Below are 14,743 nucleotides of genomic sequence, written 5' to 3' on the forward strand. Positions count from 1 at the left end.
CTCACGCTCTGTAAAGTGTGCCTCCGCTGACCGGTGCTGCCACGCCGGTTGTCGATGGAAAGCTGAGCGGCAACCCCTCGAGCGACCGCACCGCCAGATAGGCGAACGCCTGTGCCTCCATGGCATCGGCGCTCCAACCATGCTGATCCGCCGATGACACTCGGCACGGTAGGCGTTTTGTAAGTTCGAGCATCAGCGTCGGATTGCGCGCGCCACCACCGCAGACGATGACCTCGATCGGGGGGGCGGGAAGGTGCGGCAGTACCGCCGCGATGCTGGCGGCCGTGAAAGCCGTCAAGGTCGCGGCCGCGTCGGCAGTGCCGAGCGGCTCGACGGGCGCGCGCGAAAAGGCATTCCGGTCGAGCGACTTCGGCGGTTTTTGCGAAAAATACGGATGGTTCAACAAGTCTGACACGATCGCCTCGTCCGCAACGCCGAGCGCGGCTGTCGCGCCATCCCGGTCGAGCGGCTGGCCTGTCCGCTCCAGCATGAGATCGTCCAACAAGGCATTGCCCGGCCCGGTATCGCAGGCCACCGGATCATGGCGTTCGGCCACATAGGTGATGTTGGACACTCCGCCAATGTTCAGAAACAACACCGGGCCCGCAAGCGCTCGCGAAGCTGCAAGCGCTTGATGATAGACAGGAACCAAGGGCGCGCCCTGCCCGCCCGCCACCATATCGGCAGCGCGGAGGTCGGCCACGACATCGATGCCGATCCGGCTCGCGAGCTCCGCTCCATCACCGATCTGCACCGTCAGCGCCATCTCGGGCCTGTGCAGCACCGTCTGACCGTGAAAACCGACCACCGACACGCTCGACGGCTCAATGGCATGCTCGCGCAAGAACGCCAGCACGGCCTCCGCATGGCGCTCGGTCACGCGACGTTCGGCATCCCCCAAAACGCCGGTACGCGCGAGCCGATCCGTCAGGCTGCCCGCGTCGACGAGCGCCCGCCGCAAAACGGCGCGATCATCCTCGGTGTAAGGCAGAAACCCAATCGGGCCGAAGCGGACCACGTCGCGTCCATCTGTGTCGAGGATCGCAAGATCGACGCCGTCCATGGAGGTTCCGCTGATTAGGCCCAGGGCTCGCCGGACGCCGCTCGCTGCCGGCTCAGATGTTTCGGTCATGGATCCTCTCGATTTTTTGCGTTACTCGGTGCACAAGGCGGCATACGAGCCGCCTCCGCCTCGACACGGCGACCGCAGCCCGCCAAAGCATCGTCTCGCATGATGCCGTCGGCATGATGAAGCAAATCTAGCCCGGACCGCGATCGGGCCACACCGGAAAACGTCAATGTCCGACGCCAGCGTCACCTCCGACTTTCTGCACACCCTTACGGAGCGGGGCTATCTGCATCAATGCTCGGATCTGGCCGGGCTCGATCAGAAGGCGCTTTCTGGCGATCTCAAGGCCTATGTCGGCTATGATTGCACCGGCCCCTCGCTACATGTCGGCCATCTCCTGTCGATCATGATGCTGCACTGGATGCAGAAGACGGGCGGCAAGCCGATCGTGCTGATGGGCGGCGGCACAACGCGGGTCGGCGACCCTTCCGGCAAGGACGAAACCCGCAAGGTTCTGACGCTCGAGCAGATCGAGGCCAACAAGGATAGTCTCAAAGACACGTTCTCGCGGTTTCTCGACTTTGGCGACAGCGGAACCGGCGCCATCATGGTCGATAATGCCGAGTGGCTCACCAAGCTGAACTACATCGACTTTTTGCGCGATGTCGGGCGGCATTTTTCGGTCAATCGCATGCTGTCGATGGATAGCGTCAAGATGCGGATCGACCGTGAGCAGGAACTCTCGTTCCTCGAATTCAACTACATGTGCCTGCAATCCTACGACTTCGTCGAACTCAACCGCCGGTTTGGATGCAGCCTTCAGATGGGCGGTTCGGACCAGTGGGGCAACATCGTCACCGGCGTCGATCTCGGCCGCCGCATGGGGACCTCGCAACTCTATGCCCTCACCTGCCCGCTCATCACCACGGCGTCGGGCGCCAAGATGGGTAAGACGGCGTCGGGCGCGGTCTGGCTCAAGGCCGATATGATGCAGCCCTATGGTTATTGGCAGTTCTGGCGCAACACCGAGGATGCCGACGTCGGGCGCTTCCTGCGGCTGTTCACGCTCCTCGGCCTCGACGAGATCGCGCGGCTCGAGCGGCTCGGCGGTGCGGAGATCAATGAGGCCAAGAAGGTTCTGGCGACGGAGGCGACGGCGCTGCTGCATGGCCGAGAGGCCGCCGATATCGCCAGCGAGACGGCGCGAAAGACCTTCGAGGACGGTGCCGTGTCGGACGACCTCCCGACGGTTTCGATCGCGACCGCGGAGCTTGCGGCCGGCGTCGGCGTTCTCGCGGCATTCGTGCGGGCGGGGCTGGTCGGATCGACCGGTGAAGCACGCCGACAGGTCAAGGGCGGTGGCCTCAAGGTCAATGACGCGACGGTATCGGATGAACGCGCCACGCTGACAGAGGCAGATCTCGCCGAAGGGGGCGCGATCAAACTGTCGCTCGGGCGCAAGAAACACGTTCTGCTCCGTCCGGACTAGGACGCATCAAGGCGGCGCTGGCGCCGTCAATTCGGCACGAGGCCGCCAGCGGGACCGACGGCGTGATCTCCTTGCGGGATCGTCGATGCGGCGGAGGGATCGATACCCTGCTGTGCCGCATTGTCGATCGCGCCGAAGATCTTTCGGAGAAATCCGGGCGCCAGCGCCGACAGCGGGTTGAAGCTCAGCACAGGCGAACTCGCCGAACCATCGATGCGGTAGTTCAGCGCGAATAAGCCTTCATGCGCGCCCCCACCCAGCAACATGCCCACCACCGGGATCTGCGAGAAAAGATTGTTCAGACCGTAGATCGGGACGAACGTGCCATTCAGCGCGACACGATCATGCGCGAAGTCGATCCAACCCTCCACCGTGGCACCGACCTGCGGGCCAAACATGGAGCCCTGGCGGACCTCGATCTTGTTGCCGACGCGAGAGAAATAAGCCTCCAATTTGGTGAAGCGGGTCGCCGACGTGTCGATGCGAGCCCCGGCATTGCGGCTATCACCCGGGATCTCCTCCGACGCCAGCTTCTTGATCGCCGGATCTTCCTTGATGGTGAAGTCGTGCACGACCGTATAGCCGTCCATCCGGCCATCGACGAACTTCAGCGTCGTATCCAGCCGTCCACCATCCATCCGCTTGTAAAGATCGAGGAACGATAGCGTTGCGCCAGCGTCTTTCGCGGCGATCACGATGGTTGAATTCGCGCCCTGGCCGACCGTGTTGGCCGACAAGGTGCCTTTGCCCAAACGTCCTGTCATCTGCACGCGGCGGAAGTTTCCGCTCCGTCTCACAAGACGCAGGTCGGCATTGGTCAAGGCCTGGCTGTTCTGCCCGGTCAGGATGTTGGCGTGCAGATCGAGGTCGAGGTCTTTCGTCGTCGCGTCGTTGCTCGATCCGGAATCGCCCGTCGTCAACGATTTCAGGAAGGGGCGCGCATCGACGTTACTGCCCTTCACGACGAGTTTCAGCCCCTCGTTGGTCATCGTGATATCGGCCCGCATGTCATCCCCCGGCGACAACCGAAGTTGCGTCAGCTTGGCGCCTTCAAATCCACCTTTGCTGTCGAGTTCCGCCGACCCCCTGATTGAGGTTGCCCCGCTGTCGAAGACGATCTGGTCGAGCTGCACACCGTCAGATTGCTGCGTGGCCGTAAAGGTCGCCTTCGACGCTTTGCCGGCTGCCTTTTTCAATCCAGGAAGGGGGGAGTCGAGAACGGCGCGCGTAAGATCGACATCGATCGACGCTTTTCCCGACTCGCCGCCCGACAGAGTGGTGCTGATCTTCGCCGAAATCGGGCCAGTCACGCTCTTGCCAAGGGTGAAGCCGGCTTTCGCCCGCGCCGCATCATCGAGCGTGATCGAGACGACAGCTTCGCTCGGCGCCGTTCCGGCTGGCTTCTTGAGGTCGATCGTCGCGGGCGCGCCATACATGCGGCCTTCACCCCGGGCGTGTATCCCGGCTTTGTCGGCCACGATGTTGACGGTCGCGTTTTCGAGCGGTTCCTTGCCGATGACCTTATCGACGAAGAAGTCCTTCGCGACGGCCACGACTCCGATCTTGGTCTCGTCGGGCGGCACGTGATCGCCGACCTTCAAGTTGATGGTCATGCGTCCATCGATCTGGCCGGATACGGACGAGGCGTCGATCGGCAGATCCGCATAGGGCTTCAACGCGTCGCGCGCGAGCAGATCCGCCATGGCATCGATGCCACCCGTGATCCGGAGCGCGATGACGGCTGGGGACGGCTTGGGATCGGTGCTCGGGATCGTGAAGGTGCCATCGCTGAGGAACAACTTGCGACCCGGTGAGACCTCCATCTCGCCCTTGCTGGCCGCAAACGTCAGCGTGTCGCCCGTCAGAACGCCGGTGCCGTCCAGGCCCTTCAGCGGCGGCACGCCGTTCATGAACGTCAACGAGGCGTTCGAGACTCCAAATTCGATATGGGAGTGATCGTCCGGGACCGAATGCTGATGTTTCATCGTCTCGAGATCGACGTCGGTCAGGGCGAACTTGCCGCGCCCATAATCGAGCGTGCCACCCTTCAGGTTGGCCAGGAACCAGGCGCGCGGCGGCGATGCCACCCAATTGGGCCAGAGACGAATCACGACCGGTCCCGGCATCCGACCGGTGTCCATCGTGCTCGTGATGAGAAAGCCGCCGGTGTCGTTGCCCTGAAACACCGCATCCATGCGAAATGCGACGTCGGGGCCACGGACGCTGAAGTTCTGCACCACGACCTTTTTGGCGGGCATGTCGACATCGATCTTCATGTCGATGGCGTCGAGTTTGATCGGCTGCTCGCCCGGGCGCTCGGTTCCGAAAATGCCGGTCGAGGTCCCGACGACATGCCACGGCGCACCATTCGTGTCGGGCGGGATGGCACGTACCCCGAATTGAAAGCTCGACTCACCCGCCTTGAGATTGCCCCGGCCAAAATCGACCTCACCCGTGGCTGGATCGACCCGCAGCGTGACGTCGATGCCGTCCACCATCGCGGGCTCGTGATCGGGGTCGTCGAGCCGGAAATAGCCAGACCCCAGACTGAGATGACCCTCCGCACTCGTGAGGCTGCCGTCCGGCGCCGCTGCCATGTTCATGTTCAGCGACAGCGGCATATCCGTATCGAATGGCATGGTCCGAAGCCCAGCCGCCAGCATCATCTCGTCCATGGACAGATGATCCACCGTCAGGTCGAGCATCTTGGTTCCATCCGACGCCTGATTGACGCGGGCCGAGAATGACCAATGTCCGCTCGGCCCATCAGCGTCTGCCGTTAGGTAAATCCCACCGGTGGCTTCGCGGTCGAAATCGACCTCGAAATTCTTATAGGTCATCGACGCTTTTCGCAGGCGGTCTTCGACCACCAATGTGCCTCGTTTGATGCCGAAGCGGTCGAGTGCCCGGAAGGGGCTGGCGGGATCGAAGACCGTGTCGACCACCTTGGCCACCACGGCGGCGAGTTCGCGAGGGAATCGCTTCGCCGGGCGCGCGTCGCTGGCCAGTATCGGCGTCTCGCCGTTGACGACGACCGTTTGATTCGGGGCCGCGGGCGTGACGACCTCTGCGGCACTCGCAAAGATGGTGGTCAGAGGCGTGTCGGCAATCTGATCGGCGCCCGCCGAGATGGCGATGGCACCATCCTCGAGCCGCACGACCCGCATCAGAATATCCTGCACCTCGAGGCGCTTTGGCGACACACGGCCAAAGAAGAGCTCGAAGGGACTGACCGCGATGCCTGCACGCGGTGCCGCCATGACGGTCCGGCCGGCATGATCCTTGATGGTCAGCTGGCGTAACGACAAGGTCGGACCATGGTCGGTCTGTTCGATCGCGGTCGCACCGATCGCGAAGGCATAGCCGCCTCCGACCCGCTCGCCGAGCGCCTGAGTGATTTGCTGGCCGAGATCGACGTCGATGGGTCCCTGCGCCAGCCGCATGAAGAAGACACCGCCGGCGATCAGCCCGAGAAAGAGGATACTGGCGAGGAAGGCCATGCCGGTGACGCAAGCCCGGCGGAAACCCCAACGTCGTACCCGCCCCGTCGCGCCGCGCGCCGGACGGATCCCTGCGGAACCGCTTTTGACAAGGCGATGCTTGGGAGGGTCGATCGTATCGGCCAAACCGTCGAGATCCTTTTGCATGTCACGATCGGGACTTCTGCACTCATCGTTTGCCCATTAGAATGGCAACACGGCCTGTCCCATATACATCGAATTAGCACCCAAAAAGACGAAAGGAAGGCGTTATGCCGCAAACCCTCACGATCGGCGATCCGGCACCAGATTTCGATTTGCCTGTTTCGACCGAAACAACATGCTCGCTCCGCTCGCTGGCGGGTCGCAAGGCCGTTCTTTATTTTTATCCCAAGGATGATACGAGCGGCTGCACGAAGGAAGCGATCGACTTCAACGCGTTGCGCGGCGCTTTCGACGACGCCAATACGGCCGTCATCGGAATCTCTCCCGATCCGATCGCCAGCCACGCCAAGTTCAAGGCCAAGCATGGTCTCGACCTGACGCTCTTGTCCGACGACAGCAAGGCGATGTTGGAAGAATATGGTGTCTGGGCGCAAAAAAGCATGTACGGCCGAACCTATATGGGCGTCGAACGCACTACGTTCCTGATCGACCGGGAGGGTCGCATCGCCAAGATCTGGCCGAAGGTCAAGGTGCCGGGCCACGCGGCCGACGTGTTGGCCGCCGCACAAGCGCTGTGATCCTGCGCGTCTCGCGCGCCGCATCGATCACACACTCTTAACCTTAGCGGAAACTTAACCTTAACGCGGTGATCTGAACGCCTCGGCCTCTCCGCAGGATCAGTTCATGTCACCGCTTCCAATCGGGACCGCCGTTCCATCGTCTCGATCGCGCTATGTCGTGTCGATCGCGCGAGGCAACTCGCATCGCGGGTTTACGGTGCGGGTCGACCTCGCCTGGAGCGTGATCGGGCTTCTGATCGGCATGGCTTGCGGGGGCGTGGGTGCGAGCATTTACCTCGCCTTTCACGACGATATGGTCGCGTCCCTCATGGCCGAACATGCCAGCATGCAATATGGCTACGAGGATCAAATCGCGGCGCTCCAAAGCCAAATCAGACACGATGCCGGGCGCGGTCGCGTTCAACAGAGCAGCCTCGATACAGAGATGAGGGCCCTCACGATTCGGGCGGAGCGGCTCGAGACTCGATCGAACCTGCTGGGACAATTGGCCGAAGCAGCGGGCGCCGCACGACCGCAATCGGGTCGCGCGAGCCATGACCCGGCCGTCGCGATTCGGACAACGATCCAGGAGGCCGGAGCCGCCGCGATCGACAATCCGCTCAGTTCCCCCTCGCCAGCGGTCGCGCCGGTTGTCAGCGGCTCCGATGTCACGGGATCGATCCGCGACATGCCGACCGATGCGGGTGGCGTGGCGTCATCCGGCGACGATGAAACGGCATCGATTGGTCCAGGGGGTTTGAACGGCGCTTTGGCGGATGTGGCAGAGGCGCTGGAGCGGGTCGATGCGTCGCAATTTCGCGCCATTGCGGCCGTCGATCAGACCGCCCGCAAGACATCCGACGACATCGTGTCGATCGTGGCTGCGTCCGGGCTATCCGCGACTCGGCTCAAGGGCGCAACTCCGGTCGATGCGCCGCTGGGCGGACCCTTCGTGGCGTTGCCGGTCGATCGTCTCGACGCACGGTTCGGATCGGCACTCGCGGGCCTGCAGGCCGACGTCGCGAACACGCGGCGGCTTGTGGCCAGTCTCCCGCTCCTACCCTACGCGGCTCCGGTCCAAGGCGTTCTGGACGTGACATCGCCGTTCGGACCGCGTCTGGACCCCTTTCTCGGGCGACCTGCCTTGCATACGGGCGTCGATCTCCGTGAAGCCTATGGCGCCGAGGTTCGAGCCACAGCAGCCGGACGCGTCATGACCGCAGGGGCCACCGGAGGATATGGCACGATGGTCGAGGTCGATCACGGCAATGGTCTATCGACCCGCTACGCGCATCTCGCCTCGGTTCTTGTCACACCAGGTCAGCGCGTGGCCCGTGGCGACGTGCTCGGTCACGTCGGAGCGACGGGACGCGCGACAGGACCGCACCTCCACTACGAGACCCGCATCGATGGGGAAGCCGTCAACCCGACCCGGTTTCTAGAGGCGGGCCAGCGCCTCGCCGCCTTGCATCTCGCGCCCTAAAACCGTCCGGCATTGTCTCTTGAATACGACAGCCCGGTCGAATTAGTCGCTCATCCCTGCCGCCGAGCAAGATATGAGGAACAAACTTCAGTAACACTCGACTTAAGCTATGCTTGCGCGGCGCTCTAATTTGCCAGACAGCATGAGCGCGGGGCTCGAGATGGGTGGATCGATGATCGTTCGACGTGGTTCTGTGCTGGGCATCATCATAGCCTCCAGCGTTGCGCTTGCTGGCTGTACATCCACAGAATTCGCCCGCATTCCTTATACGGCCTCCGAGGCTGCGATGGCTGAAATCCCCGGCATGTCGAACGTGCGCTTCTACGGCGACACCTCGGCGTCCGTGTTCGACAGCTTCACCGCATCGACTAAAGGCGTCGCGGTCAAAACGGGCCCGGTCAATTATCTCGCGCTGTCCGGCGGCGGCGCCGATGGCGCGTTCGGGGCCGGCCTGTTGCATGGCTTGACCGAAACCAATCGACGGCCAGATTTCACCATCGTGTCGGGCGTCAGCACCGGCGCCCTGATGGCGCCCTTCGTGTTTCTCGGACCATCCTACGATGACACGCTCCGCGATCTCTACACGGGTGATTTGGGCGCGGGCCTGATCAAGAACGTGAACCTTCTCAACGGCGTCTTCGGTAACGCGCTGGTCGAAAACGACAAGCTCGGCCGTCTCGTGAGCAAATACGTCGATCAGACCATCATGGACCGCGTCGCGGAAGAGCATCGCAAGGGACGGCGATTGTTCGTGGCGACCACGAATCTCGACTCGCAACGGTCGGTCGTGTGGGACATGGGCGCGATTGCGACAAGCGGCTCACCCAATGCGCTCTCGCTCTTCCGACAGGTTTTGACGGCATCAGCCTCGATCCCCGGCTTATTCCCGCCTCGCCTCGTCAGTGTCGAGGCAGGTGGACGCGAGTTCAAGGAGATGCATGTCGACGGGGGCACCATTCAGCAGGTTTTTGTGGCGCCCGATGCTGTCCTGTTCGGCGAGCAGAAGGACCGTCCGTTCCCGCAACTCAAGAATCTCTACGTGCTGCTGAACAACAAGGTCGACCCGGTTTTTCAGGTGGTCGACAACAATGTGTTGAAGCTCGGCACACGCTCGCTCTCCACCATTCTGAAGCGCGAGGTTCATAACAACGTCCAGGCCGCCTATGCCTATGCCCGGCGACACAACGTTGGCTTCCACATGGCCTCGATCGAGGCGGATGTGAGCGAGGAAGGCTCAAACACCTTCGATCAAGCTTACATGAAGAGCCTCTATGCCTATGGGATCGAGCAGGGCAAGGGCGCCAATCCTTGGACGGATGCCCCCACCATGTCGGTACGTCCCTTGGCCAGCAACCGGAAGCTGACCGCTCAGAAGTGAGGGACGTCCCCGGCTCGGATCGATCGAGCCGGGGAACTCGACGCCTGAGTTAGCCCCCCGACGTTTGTTCGACCTAGACGCCTTAATCGACGTCCTCGACCTCGACAGTACGGCCCGACAGCCGATGCGCGAGCGCGGCCTCCATAAACGGGTCGAGGTCGCCGTCCAGCACGTCGTCCGGCGTTCCCGACGTCACACCGGTCCGCAGGTCCTTGACCAACTGGTAGGGCTGCAGAACGTAGGACCGGATCTGGTGACCCCAGCCGATATCGGTCTTTGACGCCGCGTCGGCATTGGCCGCGGCTTCGCGTCGTTCGAGTTCTGCCTCATAAAGCCGGGCTCGCAACATGTTCCAGGCGGTCGCACGGTTCTTGTGCTGCGACCGCTCGTTCTGACAGGCCACCACGATGCCGGAAGGCATGTGCGTTATCCGCACCGCCGAATCGGTGGTGTTGACATGCTGACCGCCGGCGCCCGACGACCGATAGGTGTCGATGCGGCAGTCGGTTTCCTTCACGTCGATGTCGATCCGGTCGTCCACCAGGGGATAGACCCAAGCCGACGCAAAGCTCGTATGCCGACGCGCCGCCGAATCGAAAGGCGAGATCCGCACGAGACGATGCACGCCCGACTCGGTCTTCAACCAGCCATAGGCATTGTGGCCCTTGACCAGGAGCGTCGCGGACTTCAGTCCGGCTTCGTCGCCGGCCGTTTCCTCGACAACCTCGACCTTGAACTTATGCCGCTCCGCCCAGCGGTAGTACATGCGGAACAGCATGCGGGTCCAATCCTGGCTCTCGGTTCCGCCGGCCCCCGAATGGACCTCGATGAAAGTGTCGTTCGCGTCGGCTTCGCCGGCCAGCAAAGCCTCGATCTGACGACGTGCCGCATCGGCCTTGAGGGCCTTCAGTTGATCGATCGCTTCCTTTTCGACCCCGACATCATCTTCCTCTTCGGCGAGTTCGACCAGCATGATGGCGTCGTCGAGGTCACGCTCGAGGCGTGTCACGCCGCCCAGCCGATCTTCGAGCTCGGTGCGCTCGCGCATCAGTTTCTGGGCGAGTTGCGCGTCGTTCCAGAGCGCAGGGTCTTCGGATTTGGCGTTTAATTCGGCGAGGCGACGGGTTGCAGTATCGACGTCAAAGATGCCTCCTCAGCAGCCCTACGGACTGCTTGATGTCTTCGACGAGCTGCAGCGGTTCAGCGCGCATGGGTGCTCAATCTGGTTTGGGGACGACGACCATATGGCCGCCGGGAGGCCGGACCCTAAAGCAGGACGCCCTGCCCCTCAAGGCGAAAGCCCTGACCTAGCGCAAGGTCTGCCGATCCATGATGGCGCCGAGGTCGACATTGTATGCCGGCGCGCCGTAGCTGAAAGCGTGATCGGGCGCGATCCGGGCCATACAGAAGGCATCCGACACGGCCGATGGCGCATAGCGGATCAGCAGCGCGGCCTGCAACATCACGGCCATTCGCTCGACGAGATGCCTCGCACGGGCTTCGGCGGGCGCCGTCTCGCTCATCGCCTCGCGGAGGATCTGCGCCGCACCATCGAAAGCCGCATGGATCCCGAGCGCGGGCGTCAGTTCGGCCTCGTAGGCTGCGCGGGCCGCCGGCTCCCGCGCCAGGGTCCGCAAGACATCGAGAGCGATGACATTGCCGGAGCCCTCCCAGATGGCGTTGAGCGGCGCTTCCCGGTAGAGGCGCGGCATAGGCCCGTCCTCGACATAGCCGGCGCCACCCAGACATTCCATCGCCTCGTAGACGAAGTTGGAGCAGCGTTTGGTCAGCCAATATTTGGCCAGCGCCACGCCGAGGCGCGCAAAGGCACGGCCGCTCTCGTCGGTCGCCGAAAAGGCGCGAGCGACACGCATGACCAACACGACCGCGGCCTCGTAATCGAGCGCGAGATCGGCCAGCACCGCCGTCATCAGCGGGTGTGCGATCAAGAGTTTGCCGAAAGCCATCCGGCCCGACGTGTGATGCACAGCCTGGGACAGAGCGGCCCGCATGATGCCGAGCGTGCAGGCGATCGTTCCCAGGCGTGTGTGATGCACCATATCGATGATGACTTTGACACCACTCCCTTCCGGCCCGAGCCGGAAGGCGGCCGCATCTTCGTATTCGATTTCGGCTGAGGCGTTGGATCGATTGCCCAGCTTGTCCTTCAGTCGCATGAGGCGAATGCCGCTGCGCGTGCTGTCTGGTGCGATGCGCGGTACGAGAAAGCAGGTCAGACCGCCCGGCGCCTGCGCCAAGGTCAGGAACCCGTCGCTCATCGGGGCCGAACAGAACCACTTGTGTCCGGTCAGCCCATAGGTACCGTCCTGCCGCGCGTCGGCTCGGGTCGTATTGGCGCGGACATCGCTGCCGCCCTGCTTTTCGGTCATGGCCATGCCGAGCGTGACGCCGGCTTTACCCTCGATCGGCCGCAAGGCCGCGTCGTAGCAACCGCTGAGCACCTTGGCGATCCAGGCTGCTGTCAGGGTTGGCTCGACCCGTAACGCTGGCACGGCCGCATAGGTCATGTTGATGGGGCACATCGTGCCGGCTTCGCTCTGGGCAAAAACCGCCAACAAAGCCGCATGGGCGACGTGACCGCCAGGCTGACGCGTCGTCCAGGCAAGGCTGTGGATCTCGTGGTCGGTCGCAAGCGCCATCAGCGCATGATAACTCGGGTGGAACCGGACCTCGTCGATCCGCCGCCCGAACCGGTCAAAGCTCATGAGCTCCGGCGGGAACCGGTTCGCATCCTGCCCAAGCGCCACCACGGCTTGCGATCCGACGACCGCCCCGAGCCGCATCGCGCGCTCGTCCAGCCACGCCCCCGCCTCCCGCAGCACGGCCTCGCGGAGCGCGATGTCGTCGGCATAAAGGTTACGGTCGACAAGGTCGCCCGGCTGGTTGCCGACATCGTGAGTCGCAAGATGTGTGGTCGGCGCGAAAGGCAACATGCGAATGCTCTCCCGGCGCGGCGGAAGCAGGCGCGCCCGATGGGCTGACGCATTGTTTCACCCTGCCGGCCGATGTGCAACGGATCGAGGCGGCGCCGACGTGACAGAGACGCTCTGGTGTCCTCAACGCCGTTAGGGCATAAGCGATCGACTTTTTACAAATCGCTGCCCGCCCCACCCCGATCGCGCTGACGCCACATTTTTCCCGGCAAACACCTGCCATGGGTGCCGCGACCGCGAGCGGACGAAGAACGGCAGAATCTCACTCCTCTGCGATCGTAGGTATGATGTTGCGTTACTGTGGATGGCCGTTGGTTCTTGTTGCGATGTTGATGTCCGGCGCTGACGCGGGCGCCGCCACACCGGGCGCTCCAGGCAAATCGGGTGCGCCGGCTGGAGCGCCTGCCGGGGGTGCAGCGGCCGCTTCCGGCCGATCGAGCCAAGGCGGTTCTTCCGCGATGCCGCGTGCTCCAGTCGCTCCGACCGGAGCGGTCGCGCCCCAAGACGCAGCGGCGCGAGCCCGCATGCATGAATGCGGGCATCAATGGTCGACCATCAAGAAGGCCGGCAATGCCGGGTCGATGACCTGGAAGGAGTTTTCCTCCACCTGCCTCATCGTGAAATAGGCCGAAGCAGCGAAGCGCCCTCTCGGGCCTTCGCTTGACGTGTCAGCGAGATTAGATGCCCAGCTTGGCCTTCAGCACATCGTTGACGGCCTGAGGGTTGGCCTTGCCACCGGTCGATTTCATGACTTGACCCACGAACCAGCCGAGCATCGTCGGCTTTGCCTGCACTTGGGCGACCTTGTCGGGATTTCCCGCAATGATCGCGTCGACCGCGGCCTCGATGGCTCCCGTGTCGGTGACCTGCCGCAGGCCGCGCCGCTCGACGATCTCACGCGGGGCGTGGCCGCGGTCCTCGCCGGCCATCAGGAGCAAGATGTCCTTGGCGATCTTGCCCGAGATCGTGCCGTCGGCAATCACGTCGACGAGTTCGGCGACCTGAGCGGCCGTGATGGCCGAAGCCGCCACGGAGGTTCCAGCCGCATTGGCCGAGGCTGCCACATCGCCGGTGATCCAATTCGCCACGAGCTTGGGGTCGCGGCCCTGCGGCTCATGCGCGACGGCCTGCTCGTAATAATCTGCGAGTTCCCGCTCGGCCACCAAGACGCTGGCGTCGTAGGGCGACAAGCCATGCTGCTGCATGAAGCGCGCCTTCTTGGCATCCGGCAATTCCGGCAGATCGGCCGCAAGCGCCGCTACGAAAGCGTCGTCGAATTCAAGCGGCAGCAGATCGGGATCGGGAAAATAGCGGTAATCATGCGCTTCTTCTTTCGATCGCATCGAGCGGGTCTCGCCTTTGGCGGGATCGAACAGCCGCGTTTCCTGGTCGATGCTGCCGCCGTCCTCGAGAATTGCGACCTGGCGCCGGGCTTCGGTATCGACAGCCTGCCCGATGAACCGGATCGAATTGACGTTTTTGATCTCGCAACGCGTGCCCAGCGGGCCGCCCGGACGGCGCACCGAGACATTGACGTCGGCGCGCAGGCTGCCCTTCTCCATGTCGCCATCGCAGGTGCCGAGATAGCGCAGGATGGTGCGGAGCTTCGTCACATAGGCCTTCGCCTCGTCGGCCGACCGCATGTCGGGCTTCGACACGATCTCCATGAGAGCGACGCCGGAACGATTGAGGTCGACGAAGCTCGCGGTGGGAGACTGATCGTGCAGCGACTTGCCGGCATCCTGCTCGAGGTGCAGGCGTTCGATGCCGACATGGAACTGCTCGGTCGGGGTCAGATCGACCACGACCTCGCCCTCGCCGACGATCGGGCTCTTGAACTGCGAAATCTGATAGCCCTGCGGCAGGTCAGGATAAAAGTAGTTTTTGCGGTCGAAGCTCGATCGTTTGTTGATCTGCGCCTTGAGGCCGAGCCCGGTGCGAACCGCCTGCGCGACGCAAGCCTGGTTGAGAACCGGCAGCATGCCCGGCATCGCGGCATCGACGAGCGACACATGGGTGTTGGGCTCGGCCCCGAAGGCGGTCGAGGCGCCGGAAAACAGCTTGGAATTCGAGGTGACCTGGGCATGGATTTCCATGCCGACCACGATCTCCCAGTCGCCGGTCGCGCCGCGCAGCAGCTTGTCGGAAACGGACGTTGCCATGGGG

At 63.3% G+C, this 14,743-nt stretch carries 10 protein-coding genes; 5 read left to right on the forward strand and 5 right to left on the reverse strand.

Going from position 1 to position 14,743, the window contains the following annotated elements; genetic code table 11:
- Window position 1: 1 nt before the first annotated feature.
- Window positions 2–1,132: an anhydro-N-acetylmuramic acid kinase gene (locus LGH83_RS03390; RefSeq protein ID WP_227400605.1), complete on the reverse strand. Its 1,131-nt coding sequence runs from the start codon at window positions 1,130–1,132 to the stop codon at window positions 2–4.
- A 166-nt stretch (window positions 1,133–1,298) separates the two neighbouring features.
- On the opposite strand from LGH83_RS03390, the gene tyrS reads away from it, so the two are divergent.
- Window positions 1,299–2,558: a tyrosine--tRNA ligase gene (tyrS, locus tag LGH83_RS03395; RefSeq protein ID WP_227400606.1), complete on the forward strand. Its 1,260-nt coding sequence runs from the start codon at window positions 1,299–1,301 to the stop codon at window positions 2,556–2,558.
- 26 nt (window positions 2,559–2,584) lie between these two features.
- Here tyrS and LGH83_RS03400 read toward each other — a convergent pair whose 3' ends face one another.
- Window positions 2,585–6,205 (reverse strand): DUF3971 domain-containing protein, encoded by a 3,621-nt coding sequence (locus tag LGH83_RS03400; RefSeq protein ID WP_227400607.1) that lies wholly within the window; start codon window positions 6,203–6,205, stop codon window positions 2,585–2,587.
- 104 nt (window positions 6,206–6,309) lie between these two features.
- Between LGH83_RS03400 and LGH83_RS03405 the strand changes: the two genes are divergently transcribed.
- The 3 genes from LGH83_RS03405 to LGH83_RS03415 all read left to right on the forward strand — a co-directional run bounded on the left by LGH83_RS03405 (window position 6,310) and on the right by LGH83_RS03415 (window position 9,623).
- Window positions 6,310–6,780, forward strand: a complete 471-nt coding sequence (locus LGH83_RS03405) for a peroxiredoxin (RefSeq protein WP_227400608.1) — start codon at window positions 6,310–6,312, stop codon at window positions 6,778–6,780.
- Window positions 6,781–6,886: 106 nt separating this feature from the next.
- A complete protein-coding gene (locus tag LGH83_RS03410; protein ID WP_227400609.1) occupies window positions 6,887–8,245 on the forward strand; it encodes a M23 family metallopeptidase in 1,359 nt (452 codons plus the stop codon).
- Between the two features lie 172 nt (window positions 8,246–8,417).
- Window positions 8,418–9,623, forward strand: a complete 1,206-nt coding sequence (locus LGH83_RS03415) for a patatin-like phospholipase family protein (RefSeq protein WP_227400610.1) — start codon at window positions 8,418–8,420, stop codon at window positions 9,621–9,623.
- 82 nt (window positions 9,624–9,705) lie between these two features.
- Here the strand turns inward: LGH83_RS03415 and prfB are convergent.
- A protein-coding gene (gene prfB, locus LGH83_RS03420; protein WP_131117330.1) for a peptide chain release factor 2 occupies window positions 9,706–10,834 on the reverse strand; the annotation gives its coding sequence in 2 pieces (ribosomal slippage) (window positions 9,706–10,764 and window positions 10,766–10,834; 1,128 coding nt in all).
- A 96-nt stretch (window positions 10,835–10,930) separates the two neighbouring features.
- Window positions 10,931–12,577, reverse strand: coding sequence for an acyl-CoA dehydrogenase family protein (locus LGH83_RS03425; protein ID WP_227400611.1), 1,647 nt, complete (start codon window positions 12,575–12,577; stop codon window positions 10,931–10,933).
- 332 nt (window positions 12,578–12,909) lie between these two features.
- Between LGH83_RS03425 and LGH83_RS03430 the strand changes: the two genes are divergently transcribed.
- Window positions 12,910–13,203 carry a hypothetical protein gene (locus tag LGH83_RS03430; RefSeq protein ID WP_227400612.1) on the forward strand — a complete coding sequence of 98 codons (294 nt, stop codon included), beginning with the start codon at window positions 12,910–12,912 and terminating at the stop codon, window positions 13,201–13,203.
- 51 nt (window positions 13,204–13,254) lie between these two features.
- On the opposite strand, the gene gatB is transcribed toward LGH83_RS03430, so the two are convergent.
- A complete protein-coding gene (gatB, locus tag LGH83_RS03435; RefSeq protein ID WP_227400613.1) occupies window positions 13,255–14,739 on the reverse strand; it encodes an Asp-tRNA(Asn)/Glu-tRNA(Gln) amidotransferase subunit GatB in 1,485 nt (494 codons plus the stop codon).
- Between the last annotated feature and the right edge of the window lie 4 nt (window positions 14,740–14,743).

It is taken from the genome of Lichenihabitans sp. PAMC28606 (assembly GCF_020616535.1).
Classification (GTDB): domain Bacteria; phylum Pseudomonadota; class Alphaproteobacteria; order Rhizobiales; family Beijerinckiaceae; genus Lichenihabitans; species Lichenihabitans psoromatis.

What these genes read in the sequence shown, in the direction of transcription:
- LGH83_RS03430 (WP_227400612.1), top strand. Translation starts at nt 12,910, where the DNA reads ATGTCCGGCGCTGACGCGGGCGCCGCCACACCGGGCGCTCCAGGCAAA.
- LGH83_RS03400 (WP_227400607.1), bottom strand. Translation starts at nt 6,205, where the DNA reads ATGCAAAAGGATCTCGACGGTTTGGCCGATACGATCGACCCTCCCAAG.
- LGH83_RS03405 (WP_227400608.1), top strand. Translation starts at nt 6,310, where the DNA reads ATGCCGCAAACCCTCACGATCGGCGATCCGGCACCAGATTTCGATTTG.
- LGH83_RS03415 (WP_227400610.1), top strand. Translation starts at nt 8,418, where the DNA reads ATGATCGTTCGACGTGGTTCTGTGCTGGGCATCATCATAGCCTCCAGC.
- LGH83_RS03425 (WP_227400611.1), bottom strand. Translation starts at nt 12,577, where the DNA reads ATGTTGCCTTTCGCGCCGACCACACATCTTGCGACTCACGATGTCGGC.
- tyrS (WP_227400606.1), top strand. Translation starts at nt 1,299, where the DNA reads ATGTCCGACGCCAGCGTCACCTCCGACTTTCTGCACACCCTTACGGAG.
- LGH83_RS03390 (WP_227400605.1), bottom strand. Translation starts at nt 1,132, where the DNA reads ATGACCGAAACATCTGAGCCGGCAGCGAGCGGCGTCCGGCGAGCCCTG.
- gatB (WP_227400613.1), bottom strand. Translation starts at nt 14,739, where the DNA reads ATGGCAACGTCCGTTTCCGACAAGCTGCTGCGCGGCGCGACCGGCGAC.
- LGH83_RS03410 (WP_227400609.1), top strand. Translation starts at nt 6,887, where the DNA reads ATGTCACCGCTTCCAATCGGGACCGCCGTTCCATCGTCTCGATCGCGC.